This is a genomic window from Streptomyces sp. NPDC096136, from assembly GCF_044763325.1.
Classification (GTDB): Bacteria; Actinomycetota; Actinomycetes; order Streptomycetales; family Streptomycetaceae; genus Streptomyces.
Genome location: NZ_JBIWFZ010000004.1, coordinates 141307 through 155681, shown reverse-complemented (window position 1 = coordinate 155681; position 14375 = coordinate 141307). Strand labels below are relative to the sequence as shown.

The following is a 14375-nucleotide window of genomic DNA, read 5'->3' as shown; positions in this document are numbered from 1 at the left end:
CGCCCGCCCCGGCCCCCGGGGGGGCCCCGGGGCGGTCTCGGCGCCCCCCCCGGCGGGGGCGGGCGCCGTACAAGGCACCCCGCCCCCCCCCCGCGCCGCCGGGCGGGGGGGCCGCTCCTCTTCTGTTTCGTATACGTGCGGGTCAGCGGGGCCGCTGGCCCCGCATGCCGCGGCCGGGGACCGGGCCCTTCGGGATGGGCATGTTGCTCATGAGGTCGCCCATGGCCCGGAGCTTGTCGTTGACCTGGGTGATCTGCGGGCCCGACAGGACGCGCGGCAGCTTCAGCAGCGTCGTGCGGACCTTCTTGAGCGGCACCTCGCCCTCGCCGGTGCCCACGATGAAGTCGTGGACCGGGACGTCGGGCATGATCCGGGCCAGCTTCTTCTTCTCGGCCGCGAGCAGGGACTTCACCCGGTTGGGGTTGCCCTCGGCGATCAGGACCACGCCCGCCTTGCCGACGGCCCGGTGGACGATGTCCTGGTTCCGGTTCATCGCGACGGCCGGGGTGGTCGTCCAGCCCCGTCCCACGTTGTCCAGTACGGCCGCGGCAGCGCCCGGCTGCCCCTCCATCTGCCCGAAGGCAGCCCGCTCGGCCCGCCGCCCGAAGACGATCGCCATCGCGAGGAACGCCACCAGGAAGCCCAGGATGCCCAGGTAGGCCGGGTGGCCGATCAGGAAGCCGATCGCAAGGAAGACACCGAAGGTGACGATTCCCACGCCCGCGACGATCAGACCGACCTTGGGGTCGGCCTTGCGCGTCATCTTGTACGTCAGGGCGATCTGCTTCAGTCGCCCGGGGTTCGCAGCAGTCTCTGCGTTTGACTTCCTCGCCATAAGGCGAAGTTTACGTGGCCTGCGGGGTACGGGTGGCCGCGGCCTCGAGTACGTGCTCGGTTTCCACCCGGTCCTTGGCCCTGCGGCGGTCCTCCAGGACGGCCGTCCAGGCGTTGCGCCGGGCACCGCTCATGAGCAGCGATTCGATGCCGCGGAAGGCCTCGGTGAAGGACGGAATGGCGATGGCGCGGACGGGCGCGGCCTGCATGATGTCGGTCCCTACTCTCGGTACTCGCATCGGTGGCGTGTGCGGTGCGTGGATCCAGCGTCACTGACTGGTGTTACCAGGGCATGACCGGTGGGTCAAACGTGATGAAATATTGACGCGGCCCGCCGGGCTCTCCCAATGAAAGAGCCTAGGGGCCGCGTCATCACGCATTACTGCCTGGTAATTTTTTGTGCCCGACTTCACACGGTGCGTGGACCAATGGATCACGCACCGTGCCCGCCCGCCGCGGGTCAGGCGCCCGCGCGCTTCTCCATCGCCTGGCCGTAGAGGCGGCCGGCGCGGTAGGAGGAGCGGACCAGCGGGCCGGACATCACGCCGGAGAAGCCGATCTCCTCGGCCTCCTTCGCCAGCTCGACGAACTCGGCCGGCTTCACCCAGCGCTCGACGGGGTGGTGGCGCGGCGAGGGCCGCAGGTACTGGGTGATGGTGATGAGCTCGCAGCCGGCCGCGTGCAGCTCCTTGAGCGCCTCCGAGACCTCCTCGCGCTCCTCGCCCATGCCCAGGATCAGGTTGGACTTGGTGACGAGGCCGTAGGCGCGGGCCTGGCGGATCACGTCGAGCGAGCGCTCGTAGCGGAAGCCGGGGCGGATCCGCTTGAAGATCCGGGGGACCGTCTCGACGTTGTGCGCGAAGACCTCGGGGCGGGAGGCGAAGACCTCCTCCAGCAGCTCCGGGACCGCGTTGAAGTCGGGGGCCAGCAGCTCGACCTTGGTGTGGCCGCCCTCGCGGCCCGCCGTCTGCTGGTGGATCTGGCGCACGGTCTCCGCGTACAGCCAGGCGCCGCCGTCGGCCAGGTCGTCGCGTGCGACGCCGGTGATGGTGGCGTAGTTCAGGTCCATCGTGACGACGGACTCGCCGACGCGGCGGGGCTCGTCCCGGTCCAGGGCCTCGGGCTTGCCCGTGTCGATCTGGCAGAAGTCACAGCGCCGGGTGCACTGGTCGCCGCCGATGAGGAACGTGGCCTCGCGGTCTTCCCAGCACTCGTAGATGTTCGGACAGCCGGCTTCCTGGCACACCGTGTGCAGTCCCTCGCCCTTCACGAGGTTCTGCATCTTGGTGTACTCGGGACCCATCTTCGCCCGGGTCTTGATCCACTCGGGCTTGCGCTCGATGGGGGTCTGGGCGTTACGGACCTCGAGGCGCAGCATCTTGCGTCCGTCGGGTGCGACTGCGGACACGACCGGCTCCCTGTGACTTCGATTCTTCGGCGCCCACCAGGGTACGCCCGTAATTCGTACGCTCTTACGTCCGGCCAACCCGGGGGCGGCAGGACGCATTCCCGCGGCCGTCAGCCGGCGGCGGGCTCCGGCTCCCGCTCGATCTCGCGCGGCTTCAGCTCGGCGTGCTCCAGCACGTCCTTCAGGTGCCGTTCGACGACCGGCAGCACCTCGGCGATGGTGATCTCGCGGCCCAGTTCGTACGAGAGCGAGGTCACACCGGCGTCCCGGATCCCGCAGGGGATGATCCGGTCGAACCAGGTGCTGTCCGGGTTCACGTTGAAGGAGAAGCCGTGCATCGTGACGCCCTTGGCGACGCGGATGCCGATCGCGGCGAGCTTGCGGTCCTCGCGGCGCTGGCCGGCGTTGGACGGGGCGTACTCGGGGCCGTTCAGGCGGGCGTCGAACTCGTCGTCGCCTATCCGGGGGTCGAAGTCCAGGGAGAGGCCCCCGATCCTCGGGCGCTCCTCCACGGGGTCGCCGAGGACCCAGACGCCGGAGCGGCCCTCGACCCGGGTGGTCTCGACGCCGAACTCGGCCGCGGTGCGGATGAGGGCCTCCTCCAGACGGCGGACGTGGGCGACCACGTCGACCGGGCGGGGCAGCTTCATGATCGGGTAGCCGACGAGCTGGCCCGGGCCGTGCCAGGTGATCTTGCCGCCGCGGTCCACGTCGATGACGGGGGTGCCGTCGAGCGGGCGCTCGCTGGGGTCGGTGCGCCGCCCGGCGGTGTAGACCGGCTCGTGCTCCACCATCAGGCAGGTGTCGTCGATCTCGTCGGCGAAGCGGGCCGCGTGGACGCGCCGCTGCTCGTCCCAGGCCTCGGTGTACTCGACGGATTCCGGCCCGAAGCCCAGATGGACAAACCGAAGCTCAGTCACCGCAGCGCCTCCTCGTTGAACCTGCTGTGTGCACGTATCCGCACCGGTCCAAGAGTACGGCGGCCCGTGCGCGACCCCTCGGGCCCCCGGTCCGGGCCCCCGGGGCCGGCGGACCGCGGCGGCGCCGCCCATGGGGGAGGGAGGGGAACGGTCCGTAAAGAGCCCTACCCATTCTGCACACGATCGGATGAATGTGGGGCAGAGAGGGCGGCACAGCCGGAGTTGGCCGCTACATTCACGCCGTTCACAGGGCCGGGACCCCGGTCCGTCACGTACGGGAACCGTGGAGCCGATGACGGAACGACCTGCCCAGCGCGTCCCCAACCGGCAGCTCGCGGCGCTGATCGCGGAAGCCGGGTTCTCCAACGCCGGGCTCGCCCGCCGCGTCGACCAGCTGGGGCTGGAGCACGGGCTGGATCTGCGGTACGACAAGACCTCCGTGACCCGGTGGCTGCGCGGCCAGCAGCCCCGCGGCACCACCCCCGCGCTGATCGCGGAGGTCTTCACCCGGCGCCTGGGGCGCAGACTCTCGGCGCAGGACCTGGGCCTGGACGCGTGCGCACCGGTGTACGCGGGGCTGGAGTTCGCCGCCACCCCCGAGGAGGCCGTGGACATCGCGAGCGGGCTGTGGCGCAAGGACTCCGGCTCGCACGCCGAGCTCCGCAAGATCGCCTTCACCCCGGCCGGGCTGGTGGTGCCCAGCCGGGACTGGCTGATCGGGCGGGCCGACGAGCGGGTGGGGCGCGGCGCGGACCCCGCCGCGCACCGGGTCCCCGCGCAGGGCCGCACCACGGTGCCCCGGCAGCGGCAGGTCGACCGCGGGCCCGGGCAGCGGGTCACCGGCGGGGACATCGCCGCGCTGCGGTCGGTGAGCGAGCTGTTCCGCACCCTGGACCACACCTACGGCGGCGGGCACGCCCGCCAGGCCCTGGTGCGCTACCTGGAGCACGAGGCCGAGCCGATGCTGCGCGGCACCTACGGGGAGACCACCGGGCGCCGGCTGTTCGCGGCCGCCGCCGACCTGACCCGGCTCGCGGGCTGGACCTCGTACGACATCGCCGCGCACGGGCTGGCCCAGCGGTACTTCGTCCAGGCCCTGCGGCTGGCGCAGGCCGCCGGGGACCGGCCGTACGGGTCGTACGTGCTGGTGACGATGAGCCGGCAGGCGGTCTACCTCGGCCACGGCCGGGAGGCGGTGCAGCTGGCCCGGGTCGCCCAGCAGGGCGTGGGCTCGGGCCCGCCGCCGGTGGTGCAGTCGCTGCTGCACGCGGCCGAGGCGCGGGGGCACGCGGTGCTGGGCGAGGTCCGGGCGGCGACCGCCTCGCTGGTGCGGGCCGAACGGGCGCTGGGCGCGGCCCGGCCCGGGGACGACGTACCGCACTGGGCGCGGGCCTTCGACGAGGCGCAGCTGGCGGACGAGTTCGGGCACTGCCACCGCGACCTCCAGCAGTACCGGGCCTCCGCCCAGCACGCGGAGCGCTCGCTCCAGCTGCGCTCGCCGGGGTACGCGCGCTCGCGGCTGTTCTGCCGGGTGGTGCTGGCGACGGCCCGGCTGGGGCTGGGCGAGCTGGACCAGGCGTGCGCGCTGGGGGCGGAGGCGGCGCAGCAGGCGAGCGAGATGCGGTCGGTGCGGGCGGTGGAGTACGTGCGCGACTTCGAGCGCCGGCTGGAGCCGTACCGGGACGCCTCGGCGGTCCGGACCTACCGGGACCGGGTCTCCGCGCTGTCCTGATCCGGCCGGGGCCCGTGGGTCCGGGCCCCGGCCGGGGTGGTCAGGCGGCGGCCGGGAGGACCGGCTCCGGGTGGCTCTGGAGGGGGATGCCGAAGTCGCGGAGCAGGGCCGTGGCGGCGCGGCGGGCGGAGTGCAGGGCGCCCTGGACGGTGTTGGAGTCGCGGTGGTCGCCGCAGACGTAGAGCCCGGCCAGGACGCGGACGGGCCGCTGCCGGTCGTGCGGCGGGGGCATGGCCGGGACGGCCTCGGGGGTGTGGTGGACGGCCAGCAGCTCCCAGTCCCGGGTCGGGGTGTCGTAGAGCCGGGCGAGGCGGGCCGCGACCGTGCGGGCGGGCGGCGGGGGGCCGTGCACGGTGGTGGTGACCAGGCCGCGTCCGGCGGGGGCCCGGGTGGGGTCGACCGCGCTCATCACGGTGGTGTGGGCGACGGGCCACTTGGGGTCGGCGTCCAGGAGCAGCGATCCGTCCCAGGGCAGCGGCCCGGGGGTCGCGTGGTGGATGACGGTGACCTCGTGGAAGGCGGGCACCCGCAGTCCGGGGAGCAGTTCGGCGGCGGCGCGGGCGCCGGTGGCCAGCAGGACGGAGCGGCAGCCGAAGCCGCCGTGCTCCTCGGTGGTGACCAGGTTGGTCGCCACCGACCGCACCCGGATGCCGGTCCGTACGGTGCCGGGCGGCAGGGCCGCGGCGAGGAGGTCGGGCAGGGTCGCGGCGCCGCCCTCGGGGACGGCGAGCCGGCCGCGGGCGAAGGTGCGCAGGGCGAGGTCGGCGACGCGGCTGGAGGTGGTGAGGTCCGGGTCGCGCAGCAGGGCGGAGAGCAGGGGCCGCAGGATCCCGTTGACGGTGCGCGGCGGCAGGCCGCGGGAGCCGAGGGCGGCGTGGGCGGTGCGTTCGGGCCGGGCGAGGAGCCGGTCCGGGGGCAGCGCGGCGAGCCGGGCGAGGGCCGCGCTGAGCCGGGCCTGGTCGAGGGAGCCGCTGGCCAGGGCGCGGGCGGGGGTGAGGGCCCCGGCCCGCTGCCGCCTGCCGTCGGCGCCGTGCACCAGGACCCCGGGGGCGAAGGGGCGCAGGGTCAGGCCCGCGAGGCCCGGGGTGCGGGCGGGTTCGGAGTACGCGGTGTTGAGGAGCTGGCCGACCCGGTCGAGGCGGAAGCCGTCGGCCGAGGCGGTGGCCATGCGGCCGCCGGGGTCGTCGGCGGTCTCCAGGACGGTGACGCTGACCCCGGCGGCGATCAGGTGGTGCGCTGCCGCGAGTCCTGAGACTCCGGCTCCTACGATGACGACGTCGCTGCTGAGCACGTGCCCCTCCCCGAGGTCGGCGCGGCGGCTGTGTGGGGATCGTTCTTCCCCCAACGGACTCCGGGAGAACCCGAGTCCGGCGCGGTATTGCGCACAACTCCGGTCGCACGACGGTCGCATGCGGGTCACAACCGGTCGCACATGGACGCCGGATGCGCCCGGACCAGCGCCTCGGCCCCACGGCCCCGGCCGGCGCTCCGGCCGCCGGGCGGGCCGGCGGCCGGCCGCGTACCGGACCAACGGCCGGGCCACCGGCTAGGCCAAGGCGGCCCGGAGCGCCTCCTCGATACCGGGGTGGGCGAAGGTGAACCCGGCCTCCAACAGCCGCGCCGGCCTGACCCGCTGACTGCCCAGCACGTCCTGGGAGAACTCCCCGAGCGCGACGCGGAGCACGGGCGCCGGGACCGCGCACAGGGTCGGCCGGTGCAGCACGCGGCCCATGGCGGCGGTGACCTCGCGGTTGGTCAGCGGCTCGGGGGCGGTGAGGTTGAACGGCCCGGACAGGCCGGGGGTCTCGATCAGGAACCGCAGGGCGGCGACCTCGTCCCGCAACGAGATGTACGACCAGTACTGCCGCCCGTCGCCGAGGCGGCCGCCGATCCCGGCCCGGAAGACGGGGAACAGCCGCCCCCAGGCCCCGCCCTCGGCCGAGACCACCAGCCCGGTCCGGGCGAACACCGTCCGGATCCCGGCGTCCCGCGCGGGGGCGGCGGCGGCCTCCCACGCGACGCAGACGGAGGGCAGGAACCCGGTGCCGGCGGGAGCCGACTCGTCGACGGCCCTCGCCCCCGTGTCGCCGTAGTACCCGACGGCAGACCCGCACACGAGCACGCCGGGCGGGGTGTCCATGGCGGCCACCGCCCGGGAGAGGGCCGCGGTCCCGAGCACCCGGCTGTCGCGGATCTCCCTCTTGTACGCGTCCGTCCACCGGTGGTCCCCGACCCCGGCCCCCGCGAGGTGCACGACGGCGCCACAGCCGCGCAGCCCGACGGGGTCGACGTACCCGCTCCCGGGGTCCCACCGCGCCTCGTCCGGTGCGGCGGGCGCGCGCCGGACGAAGCGGACGGTGTCGTGGCCGTCGGCGTGGAGGGAGCGGACGAGGGCCTTGCCGATGAGTCCGGAGGCTCCGGTGATGGCGATGCGCATGGGGGCAGTCTTCCTTCTCGACGCGCCGCTCACGCGGACCGGCCGCGAGCGGCCTCCCCGGTTTCACACCGCCGCACCGGACCCCGTCCGGGGCGGGACCGCCGTCCACGGCCCCGCCGGCGTTCGGGGCGCGGAGGTCCCCGGGCCGAGCCCCGGGCCCGGTCAGCCGCCGCCGAGCCAGGTGCCCGCCGCGTAGGTGACCGCCATCGCCAGGCCCCCGCCCAGCACGTTGCGCAGGACCGCCCGCGGCACCGGCGCCCCGCCCAGCCGCGCGCTCACCACCCCGCACAGCGTCAGCGCCCCCAGCACCGCCACCACCGTCACCGGGACCCGGGCCGCGGCCTCCGGCAGGACGATGGCCAGCAGCGGCAGCGACGCCCCCACCGTGAAGGCGACCAGGCTGGCGAACCCCGCGTGCCACGGGTTCGCCAGCTCGTCCGGCTCGATCCCCAGTTCCACCCGCGCGTGCGCCCTCAGCGCGTCCCGCTCCGTCAGCTGCTCCGCCGCCTCCCGGGCCACCTCCCGGCTCAGGCCCCGCCCGGCCAGCATCTCCGTCAGCTCGGCCAGCTCCGCCTCCGGGTCCTCCGCCAGCTCCTGCCGTTCCAGGTCGAGGGCCGCCCGCTCCGAGTCCCGCTGCGAGCTGACCGACACGTACTCCCCCACCGCCATCGACAGGGAGCCCGCCAGCAGCCCGGCCACCCCGGCGGTGAGGATCTCCGTGCGCGAGGTGGTCGCGCCGGCCACGCCCACCACCAGGCCGGCCGTGGAGATGATCCCGTCGTTGGCGCCGAGCACCCCGGCCCGCAGCCAGTTCAGCCGCGTGCTGATCACCGCGCTCTGCGTCTGCGTCACGGCACCACTCTCGCGGCCCCCGCCCGCCCCGGCCAGCCCGCCGGGGCCACCCGGCGTGCGCCGCCCGGTACCCCGTACCAGGGTGGAGGGGTGAGACGACGGGCGAAAGGCGTACAGGACGAGCCCGGCGGGCTGCACGGGGCACCGCCGCCCCGCTGGGCCCGGATCGCGCCCGTGGCCGCGCTGGCCGCGCTCTGCGCCGCCCAGTGGACCACCGCCACCGCCGAGCTCGGCTACTTCCTCGCGGCCCTGCCCGCCGTGGCCGCCTTCGCCTACGGGGCCGTCGGCACCGCCGCCTTCGCCGTCGTGGTGCTGGTCCTGCTCGGCGTCCCCCAGCTCGGCGTCGGGCACGCCCGCGGGACCGACCTGGCCACGGTGGCCACCGTCGGCCTGCTCAGCGTGATCATCGCCCTGGTGCGGCGGCGCCGGGACGCCCAGCTGGTCAGCGTCCGGACCGTAGCCGAGGCCGCCCAGCTCGCGGTGCTGCCGCCGGTCCCCGCGCGGGTGGGCGGGGTGAACTGCTCGGGGCTGTACCGGGCGGCCCAGCGGGGCACCCTGGTCGGCGGCGACCTGTACGACGTACGGGCCGGGCCGTACGGGGTCCGTGCGGTCGTCGGGGACGTCCAGGGGCACGGGCTGGCCGCCGTCGGCACGGTGGCCTCGCTGCTCGGCGCCTTCCGGGAGGCGGTGCTGGACGACGCGGGGCTGGCGGCGGTCGCGGTCCGGCTGGACCGGCGGCTGACGGCCGACGCGGCGGCGGACTCGGTGGCCCACCCGGAACTGTTCGCGACGGCCGTGCTGCTGGAGTTCCCGCCCGGGCTGGACCGCGTACGGGTCGTGTCGTGCGGGCACCCCCCGGTCCTGCTGCTGAGGGACTGCACGGTCTCCGAGGTCCTCGCGGAGCCCGGCCCGCCGCTGGGCCTGGGCCTGGCCGGGCCCGCCCCGCCCGAGGTCGCCGAACTGCCCCTGCTGCCGGGCGACCGGCTGCTCGCGCACACGGACGGGGTGACGGAGGCGCGCGACGCGGCCGGCTGCTTCTATCCGCTGGCCACCCGGGTCCCGGTCCTGGCGGGCGATCCCGCGGGCCTGGTCCCGGCGCTGTGGCAGGACCTCGCGGCCTTCAGCGGGGGCGGCCCGCGCGACGACGTGGCCCTGCTGCTGCTGTCGCCCGATCAGCGGTTGTCCGGCGGTCCGGGGCACCACTAGGTTCCGGGGCCATGCACTGAGCGTACTCGTGCCGACACCCCCAGGAGCCGCCATGTCCATGCCCATGCTGGTGATCAAGGGAACCTTCCGGGCGAAAGGCCTCAAGCCCGACGGCGACACCGTCAACTTCACACCCGACGACGTGGCCGACTGGAAACGCGTGCCCGGGGCCAGACCCGTCGTACCGAGGTGGGACGGCAGCGCCTCGATCCGACTGGAGGGCATCGACGCCCTGGAGACCCACTACGGCGACGAGAACTCGCCGTCGGGCGTGCAGCACCAACCCCTGCCCCTGGCACACGCGGCCATGCAAGGGCTCCTGAAGGCGATCGGCTTCACCGCCTTCGACCGGGACGACCAGGACCAGGAGAAGATCAGCAGCACCACCCCCGAGGCCGTGGACGGCTACGTCCTCACCCGCGGCGCCGACGTCTTCGGCCGGTGCGTCGCCCTGGTCGGCCACAGGTTCCAGCCGGCCCCCAACGGCTACGCGGTCGAGGTCGACGAGCGGATGCTGAAGAACACCGCCAACTACCAGCTGCTCAAGTCCGGCTTGGTCTACCCGACCTACTACAGCGAGTTCCCCGAGCTCCTGCGCGCCTCCCTCACCGCCGCCGCCGCGGCCGCGGCAGCGGCGCCGGAGCCGGGCAAGAGCGTCTGGGAGAAGGACGTGACCACCACCGGCGTGAAGGTCACCGGACTGCAGTCCCTCACGGCCGACGACGGGGCGGTGATCCTGCCGAAGCTCTTCCGCCGGCTGAAGGACTACCTCGACCTGAACCCGTCGGACCCCTCCCTGTCCTGCTTCCGCGCCTACCTGGCGGGAGCGTCGGACGACCAGTTCTACCTCCAGGGGAAGCCCGAGGTCTTCGGCGGCATGCACCACGTCGTCGAGGTCGACGGCGACACCGTGCGGATGACCCGCGCGCCGCACGAGATCGTCTTCGTGGAGAAGTGAACGGGACGACGGCCGGCCCGCCGCCGGTGCGGCCGGCCGGCCGTCGGAGCACCCGTGCCTCAGCCGGCGTTCGCGACGATGAAGGCGCGGACCATCCGGCAGGTGAGGTTGGACGGCCGGTGGATCCCCACCCGGACGGCCATGGTCCGTATCTTGCGGTTGGTGGCGCGCTTGGCGTCGTACGTCCCCGTGTCGAGCAGGGAGATCGCCAGCCGCATGGCCTTCAGGCGGCGGTTGTGGTTCTCGTACCACTCGCGGGGCAGCCCCGCAGGCAGCGCCTTCTTCTTGGGCATCACCAAGGTCGCGGCAGCGGCCATCTACAGCCTCCCAAACGGTAGTTGGCTTCCTGTCGTTCTCCCTCGATTTTACCGGGGGGCACTGACAAAAGCCCTGGCCGGACGTGATCTGGCTAGGCTTGCGGGCATGGAGATCTGGATCAACCCCGCCTGTTCGAAGTGCCGCAGCGCGCTGACCCTGCTGGACGCGGAAGGCGCCGAGTACACCGTGCGCCGCTACCTGGAGGACGTCCCCTCCGAGGCCGAGATCCGCGAGGTGCTGGGACGCCTCGGCCTGGAGCCGTGGGACATCACGCGCACCTCCGACGCCCTGGCGGGGGAGACCGGCGTACGGGACCTCCCGCGCGAGGCGACGGGCGCGGCCCGCGCCCGCTGGATCGCCCACCTGGCGGCGCACCCGAAGCTGATCCAGCGCCCGATCATCACCGCCGAGGACGGCACCGCGGTCGTGGCACGCTCGGAGGAAGCGGTCCGCGAGGCCCTGTCCCGCAAGGGATGACGGGCCGCTGCCGCCGCCGCTAGACCACGAGGAGGCGGGCGATCTCGCCGGCCGCCGCCAACGGAAGCGCGTGGTGCGAGACCCCGCGCACCGTGCGGATCCCCGCCCCGGGCAGCCCGGCCCGCGCCGCGGCCGCCGTCCGGGCGGAGTCGTGGCAGCGGGCGCGCTCGGCGAAGAGGATGTCGAGCGGGATCCCGCTGGTCCCCGCCAGGTCCGGACGGGGGCCGGTGACGGGCTTGGCAGCCGGGAAGGCGGCGGTCTCCTCCTGGAGGCGCAGCCAGGCCGGGTCGAGCGCGGTCCCGCCGGTCTCCCAGGCGAGGAAGGACCGGATCCGCGCCGAGGTGGGCCGCACCAGCATCGGGAGCGCCCGCAGGACGTAGCCGGGGCGCAGCCCGGCGAACACCTGGGTGGGGTCGAGCAGCACCAGGCGGCCGAGCCGGCGGCGCGGGGCGGGGCGGGCCGCGCAGTGGGCGGCGATCCACGCTCCGTAGGAGTGGCCGACGAGGGTGACACCGCCCCCGGGGGCCACCCCCTCCAGGACCGCGTCGAGCCAGCCGGCCAGGTCGTCCGGGGTCCGCGCCGGCCGCCCGGCCGCCGGAACGCTCAGCCCCGGCTCCCCCACCAGGTCCACGGCGTGCACCCTGCGCTCCCGGGCGAGCCCGGCCCCCACGCAGGCGCCCCACACGGTGGAGGTGGCCCCGCCGCCCGGCAGCAGCACCAGCGGCGGCGCCCCGACAGGACCGCAGCTGTTCACGCGGGTCACCCCGTAGGGCGTGGGGACCTCGACGGCCTCGACGGGCACGGGCCAGCGGCCGAGCACCTCGTCGTAGGCGGCACGGAAGGACGTCCGGACCATTTCCCGCTCCGTTCCTCGATCGCTGGATCACCGGACCACCAAATACCTCGCCAGGCGATAATCTCGCTCAGCGAGAGATCTTAGGAGGAGATCGCGTGGACGACAACAACCTGGAACTGGTGCACCTGCTGCGGGCGGTGACCGTCGCATTCGGCATGCGCCAGGCGGAGTTCGCCGCCGCCAACGGAATGCACCCGACGGACGTACGGGCCCTGATCCGCCTCCTGGACGCCTCCCGCGCCGCCGAACCGGCCACGGCGGGCTTCCTGGGCGCCCACCTGGGCCTCAACTCGGCGGGCACGACAGCGGTGATCGACCGCCTGGAACGCCTCGGCCACGTCACCCGGGACCGCGACCCCGAGGACCGCCGCCGCGTCCTGCTGTCCGTCACCCCGGAAGCGGTGGCCCTGGGCCAGGGCTTCTTCGGCCCGGCGATCGGGACGCTGCTGGCGACCCTGGACACCCTCGCACCGGCGGAACGCGAAGCGGTGCGCACCTTCCTGACGACGGCACGGGCGGCGTTCGGCGGGGAGTGACGGGGCGCGGGCCATCCGGGCGGGGCGGCGGGGCCGTACGGCATGGCGGGGCGGGGCGGGCGCGCTCCGCGGGGGATGCTGGGGGCTCCCGCGGCAGGAGAGGTCGGTCCGTGAGCGATACGAGCCCTCAGACGGCCCGGACCCGGCCGAAGCCGGCGTCCGCCGCGGCGGACGCGGACCTTCCCGCTCCCGGGGTCATCGGCATCGGACTCGCCGCGGTGCTGACGTTCGCTCTGGCCCAGGGTTCGTGGCAGTGGTTCGCCACGTTCATCGGGGTGACGCTCCTCGCGGTGGTGCTCGCCTTCCAGCGACGGGCGAGGTGGTCGCCGGATCCGCGGTCGGCGTACCTGCGGGGACTCGTCGCGTACGCACTGATCGTCGGCCTGTGCGCGGCGATCGCCCTCGCGCCGCTGCTCCAGCGGCAGGCCCGGCTGTTCCCGATGCCGGGTGCCCGCAGCGACTGCAAGCTGGTGGGCCGCTACCAGGCCCTGGCCACGGAGGCCGCGCTGGGCGCCCTCGCCGGCCACGACGCCACGGCCTTGGCGTACGTACGGGACGCCCAGTCCCGCAAGGCCGTCGACGAATGCCTCTCGGCCACGACGACCCTCTGGCTACCGCTGTACGGGGTGGGGGTGGCGGTACTGGTGGGAACCGGAGCCTGGTTCCGCGACCGCGGCCGGGAACGGGAACGGGAAGCGGACCGGGGTCGGCCGACGCGGGGCGGGGTCGAAGGGGGCGACTGACCGGGACGGTCTCAGAGAGGTCTTGGGGGGTCGGCAGACCGCCCATCCGGGCCCGCCGGCTATGCGATCGCCCCCCCCTGCGCCCCAGATCGCTACGCGCTCCTCATTCCTCAGCGTCCGGCGGCCGCCTGGGGCTGATACCCGCACCAGACGACGACCAGATGGTCATCCGGGGCGGACCGAAGGGCGGACGGGCGAGGACGTCACAGCCAGCCGAGCTTGGCGATCACGTCGGCGGCGGCCTCGTCGGCCGAGCGTGTGGTGACGTCGATGGTGAAGTCGTCGACCGCGGCGCGCTCCAGGATCCCGGCCAGTTCGCCGGCCCTGGCCAGGTGCCATCGCAGCGCCTCGGGCTCGTTCGCGTGGCGGCGCATGAGGCGCTGGTGGACCGCAGGCAGATCGGCCTGGAGCCCGCACACCGAGAGCTCGGCGCCGATCGCCTCGCCGCACAGCGCGCGGCCCTCCAGGTCCTCGATCACACCGGCGACGACCAGCCGGACGGCACCGGCAGCCAGGTAGTTGCCGGAGACGCTGCGGAGATTTCGCAGCATCATGCGGAAGTTGAAGGGGTCGTCCGAAGTCGCGGGCCAGGACTGGCACAGCCAGTCGAGGTCGATGACGGCGTGGGGCAGCCCGGCGTCGGTGAGGAGACCACCCACGCTCTCGGCCACCGTCGTCTTGCCGACACCGACCGTGCCGTTGATCAGGAGGGCGCGGGGTTCGAGAGAGCGTTCGGGCATGCGCATGACTCTACGACCCACCCCCTGCCGCCCATCCGGTCGTCCTCCGGTGCGGATATCAGCCCCAGGCGGCCGTCGGACGCCGGGGAACGAGAAGCGCGTAGCGATCTGGGGCGCCCACCCGCCCCGGATGGCCATCCGGTCGTCCTTTGGTGCGGGGATCGGCCCCGGACGGCCGTCGGACGCTGAGGAATGAGGAGCGCGTAGCGATCTGGCGCGTGGGGCGGCCCCGGCCTCCACCGGATGTCGGCCCGGAGGGGCGGTGAGGCGACCCCCGACCACCCCGCCTCATCGCTGCTCCCGCCGCATGCCCGTCTCTGCTCCGTCCCGTTCCTTTGGGGGGTTCCCGGCAGTCTTC

General features: G+C 74.3%; 16 protein-coding genes. 6 read left to right on the top strand and 10 right to left on the bottom strand.

Features of this window, described 5'->3' with window-relative positions; genetic code table 11:
- Positions 1-142: 142 nt before the first annotated feature.
- The 4 genes from ACIRBY_RS09905 to lipB all read right to left on the bottom strand — a co-directional run bounded on the left by ACIRBY_RS09905 (position 143) and on the right by lipB (position 3162).
- Positions 143-835, bottom strand: a complete 693-nt coding sequence (locus tag ACIRBY_RS09905; RefSeq protein WP_403898646.1) for a DUF4191 domain-containing protein — start codon at positions 833-835, stop codon at positions 143-145.
- Positions 836-845: 10 nt separating this feature from the next.
- Positions 846-1043 (bottom strand): hypothetical protein, encoded by a 198-nt coding sequence (locus ACIRBY_RS09900; RefSeq protein ID WP_030233071.1) that lies wholly within the window; start codon positions 1041-1043, stop codon positions 846-848.
- Between the two features lie 251 nt (positions 1044-1294).
- The gene (gene lipA / locus ACIRBY_RS09895) at positions 1295-2242 is read right to left on the bottom strand and encodes a lipoyl synthase (RefSeq protein ID WP_385522243.1); all 948 of its coding nucleotides are present in this window, start codon (positions 2240-2242) and stop codon (positions 1295-1297) included.
- Positions 2243-2352: 110 nt separating this feature from the next.
- Positions 2353-3162: a lipoyl(octanoyl) transferase LipB gene (lipB, locus tag ACIRBY_RS09890; protein WP_403898643.1), complete on the bottom strand. Its 810-nt coding sequence runs from the start codon at positions 3160-3162 to the stop codon at positions 2353-2355.
- 292 nt (positions 3163-3454) lie between these two features.
- Between lipB and ACIRBY_RS09885 the strand changes: the two genes are divergently transcribed.
- Entirely contained in the window at positions 3455-4894 is a 1440-nt protein-coding gene (locus ACIRBY_RS09885) for a regulator (RefSeq protein ID WP_403898640.1), read from the top strand.
- 40 nt (positions 4895-4934) lie between these two features.
- Here ACIRBY_RS09885 and ACIRBY_RS09880 read toward each other — a convergent pair whose 3' ends face one another.
- From ACIRBY_RS09880 to ACIRBY_RS09870, 3 genes are all read right to left on the bottom strand, one after another.
- On the bottom strand, positions 4935-6185 hold the full coding sequence (locus ACIRBY_RS09880) for an FAD-dependent oxidoreductase (protein ID WP_403898638.1): 1251 nt from the start codon (positions 6183-6185) through the stop codon (positions 4935-4937).
- Positions 6186-6440: 255 nt separating this feature from the next.
- Complete coding sequence (locus tag ACIRBY_RS09875; protein ID WP_403898635.1) at positions 6441-7331, bottom strand: TIGR01777 family oxidoreductase; 891 nt, start codon at positions 7329-7331, stop codon at positions 6441-6443.
- A 162-nt stretch (positions 7332-7493) separates the two neighbouring features.
- Positions 7494-8183, bottom strand: coding sequence for a VIT family protein (locus ACIRBY_RS09870; protein ID WP_403898633.1), 690 nt, complete (start codon positions 8181-8183; stop codon positions 7494-7496).
- Between the two features lie 90 nt (positions 8184-8273).
- On the opposite strand from ACIRBY_RS09870, the gene ACIRBY_RS09865 reads away from it, so the two are divergent.
- Together ACIRBY_RS09865 and ACIRBY_RS09860 are read left to right on the top strand one after the other, a co-directional pair.
- Positions 8274-9389: a PP2C family protein-serine/threonine phosphatase gene (locus ACIRBY_RS09865; RefSeq protein ID WP_403898631.1), complete on the top strand. Its 1116-nt coding sequence runs from the start codon at positions 8274-8276 to the stop codon at positions 9387-9389.
- Between the two features lie 52 nt (positions 9390-9441).
- The gene (locus ACIRBY_RS09860) at positions 9442-10347 is read left to right on the top strand and encodes a nuclease (protein ID WP_403898628.1); all 906 of its coding nucleotides are present in this window, start codon (positions 9442-9444) and stop codon (positions 10345-10347) included.
- 59 nt (positions 10348-10406) lie between these two features.
- Here the strand turns inward: ACIRBY_RS09860 and ACIRBY_RS09855 are convergent, their stop codons facing one another.
- On the bottom strand, positions 10407-10664 hold the full coding sequence (locus tag ACIRBY_RS09855; RefSeq protein WP_403898626.1) for a hypothetical protein: 258 nt from the start codon (positions 10662-10664) through the stop codon (positions 10407-10409).
- Between the two features lie 106 nt (positions 10665-10770).
- Between ACIRBY_RS09855 and ACIRBY_RS09850 the strand changes: the two genes are divergently transcribed.
- Complete coding sequence (locus tag ACIRBY_RS09850; protein ID WP_403898623.1) at positions 10771-11142, top strand: ArsC/Spx/MgsR family protein; 372 nt, start codon at positions 10771-10773, stop codon at positions 11140-11142.
- Positions 11143-11161: 19 nt separating this feature from the next.
- Here the strand turns inward: ACIRBY_RS09850 and ACIRBY_RS09845 are convergent, their stop codons facing one another.
- Entirely contained in the window at positions 11162-11998 is an 837-nt protein-coding gene (locus ACIRBY_RS09845; RefSeq protein WP_403898620.1) for an alpha/beta fold hydrolase, read from the bottom strand.
- Positions 11999-12093: 95 nt separating this feature from the next.
- On the opposite strand from ACIRBY_RS09845, the gene ACIRBY_RS09840 reads away from it, so the two are divergent.
- Positions 12094-12534 (top strand): MarR family winged helix-turn-helix transcriptional regulator, encoded by a 441-nt coding sequence (locus ACIRBY_RS09840; protein WP_403898617.1) that lies wholly within the window; start codon positions 12094-12096, stop codon positions 12532-12534.
- Between the two features lie 110 nt (positions 12535-12644).
- A complete protein-coding gene (locus tag ACIRBY_RS09835) occupies positions 12645-13277 on the top strand; it encodes a hypothetical protein (RefSeq protein ID WP_403898614.1) in 633 nt (210 codons plus the stop codon).
- 203 nt (positions 13278-13480) lie between these two features.
- Here ACIRBY_RS09835 and ACIRBY_RS09830 read toward each other — a convergent pair whose 3' ends face one another.
- Positions 13481-14017 (bottom strand): hypothetical protein, encoded by a 537-nt coding sequence (locus ACIRBY_RS09830; RefSeq protein WP_403898611.1) that lies wholly within the window; start codon positions 14015-14017, stop codon positions 13481-13483.
- Positions 14018-14375: the final 358 nt, after the last annotated feature.

Excerpts from the sequence above, each read along its gene's own strand:
- ACIRBY_RS09905 (WP_403898646.1), bottom strand. The coding sequence starts at position 835 with ATGGCGAGGAAGTCAAACGCAGAGACTGCTGCGAACCCCGGGCGACTG.
- ACIRBY_RS09885 (WP_403898640.1), top strand. The coding sequence starts at position 3,455 with ATGACGGAACGACCTGCCCAGCGCGTCCCCAACCGGCAGCTCGCGGCG.
- ACIRBY_RS09845 (WP_403898620.1), bottom strand. The coding sequence starts at position 11,998 with ATGGTCCGGACGTCCTTCCGTGCCGCCTACGACGAGGTGCTCGGCCGC.
- ACIRBY_RS09830 (WP_403898611.1), bottom strand. The coding sequence starts at position 14,017 with ATGCCCGAACGCTCTCTCGAACCCCGCGCCCTCCTGATCAACGGCACG.
- ACIRBY_RS09860 (WP_403898628.1), top strand. The coding sequence starts at position 9,442 with ATGTCCATGCCCATGCTGGTGATCAAGGGAACCTTCCGGGCGAAAGGC.
- ACIRBY_RS09900 (WP_030233071.1), bottom strand. The coding sequence starts at position 1,043 with ATGCAGGCCGCGCCCGTCCGCGCCATCGCCATTCCGTCCTTCACCGAG.
- ACIRBY_RS09850 (WP_403898623.1), top strand. The coding sequence starts at position 10,771 with ATGGAGATCTGGATCAACCCCGCCTGTTCGAAGTGCCGCAGCGCGCTG.
- ACIRBY_RS09855 (WP_403898626.1), bottom strand. The coding sequence starts at position 10,664 with ATGGCCGCTGCCGCGACCTTGGTGATGCCCAAGAAGAAGGCGCTGCCT.
- ACIRBY_RS09875 (WP_403898635.1), bottom strand. The coding sequence starts at position 7,331 with ATGCGCATCGCCATCACCGGAGCCTCCGGACTCATCGGCAAGGCCCTC.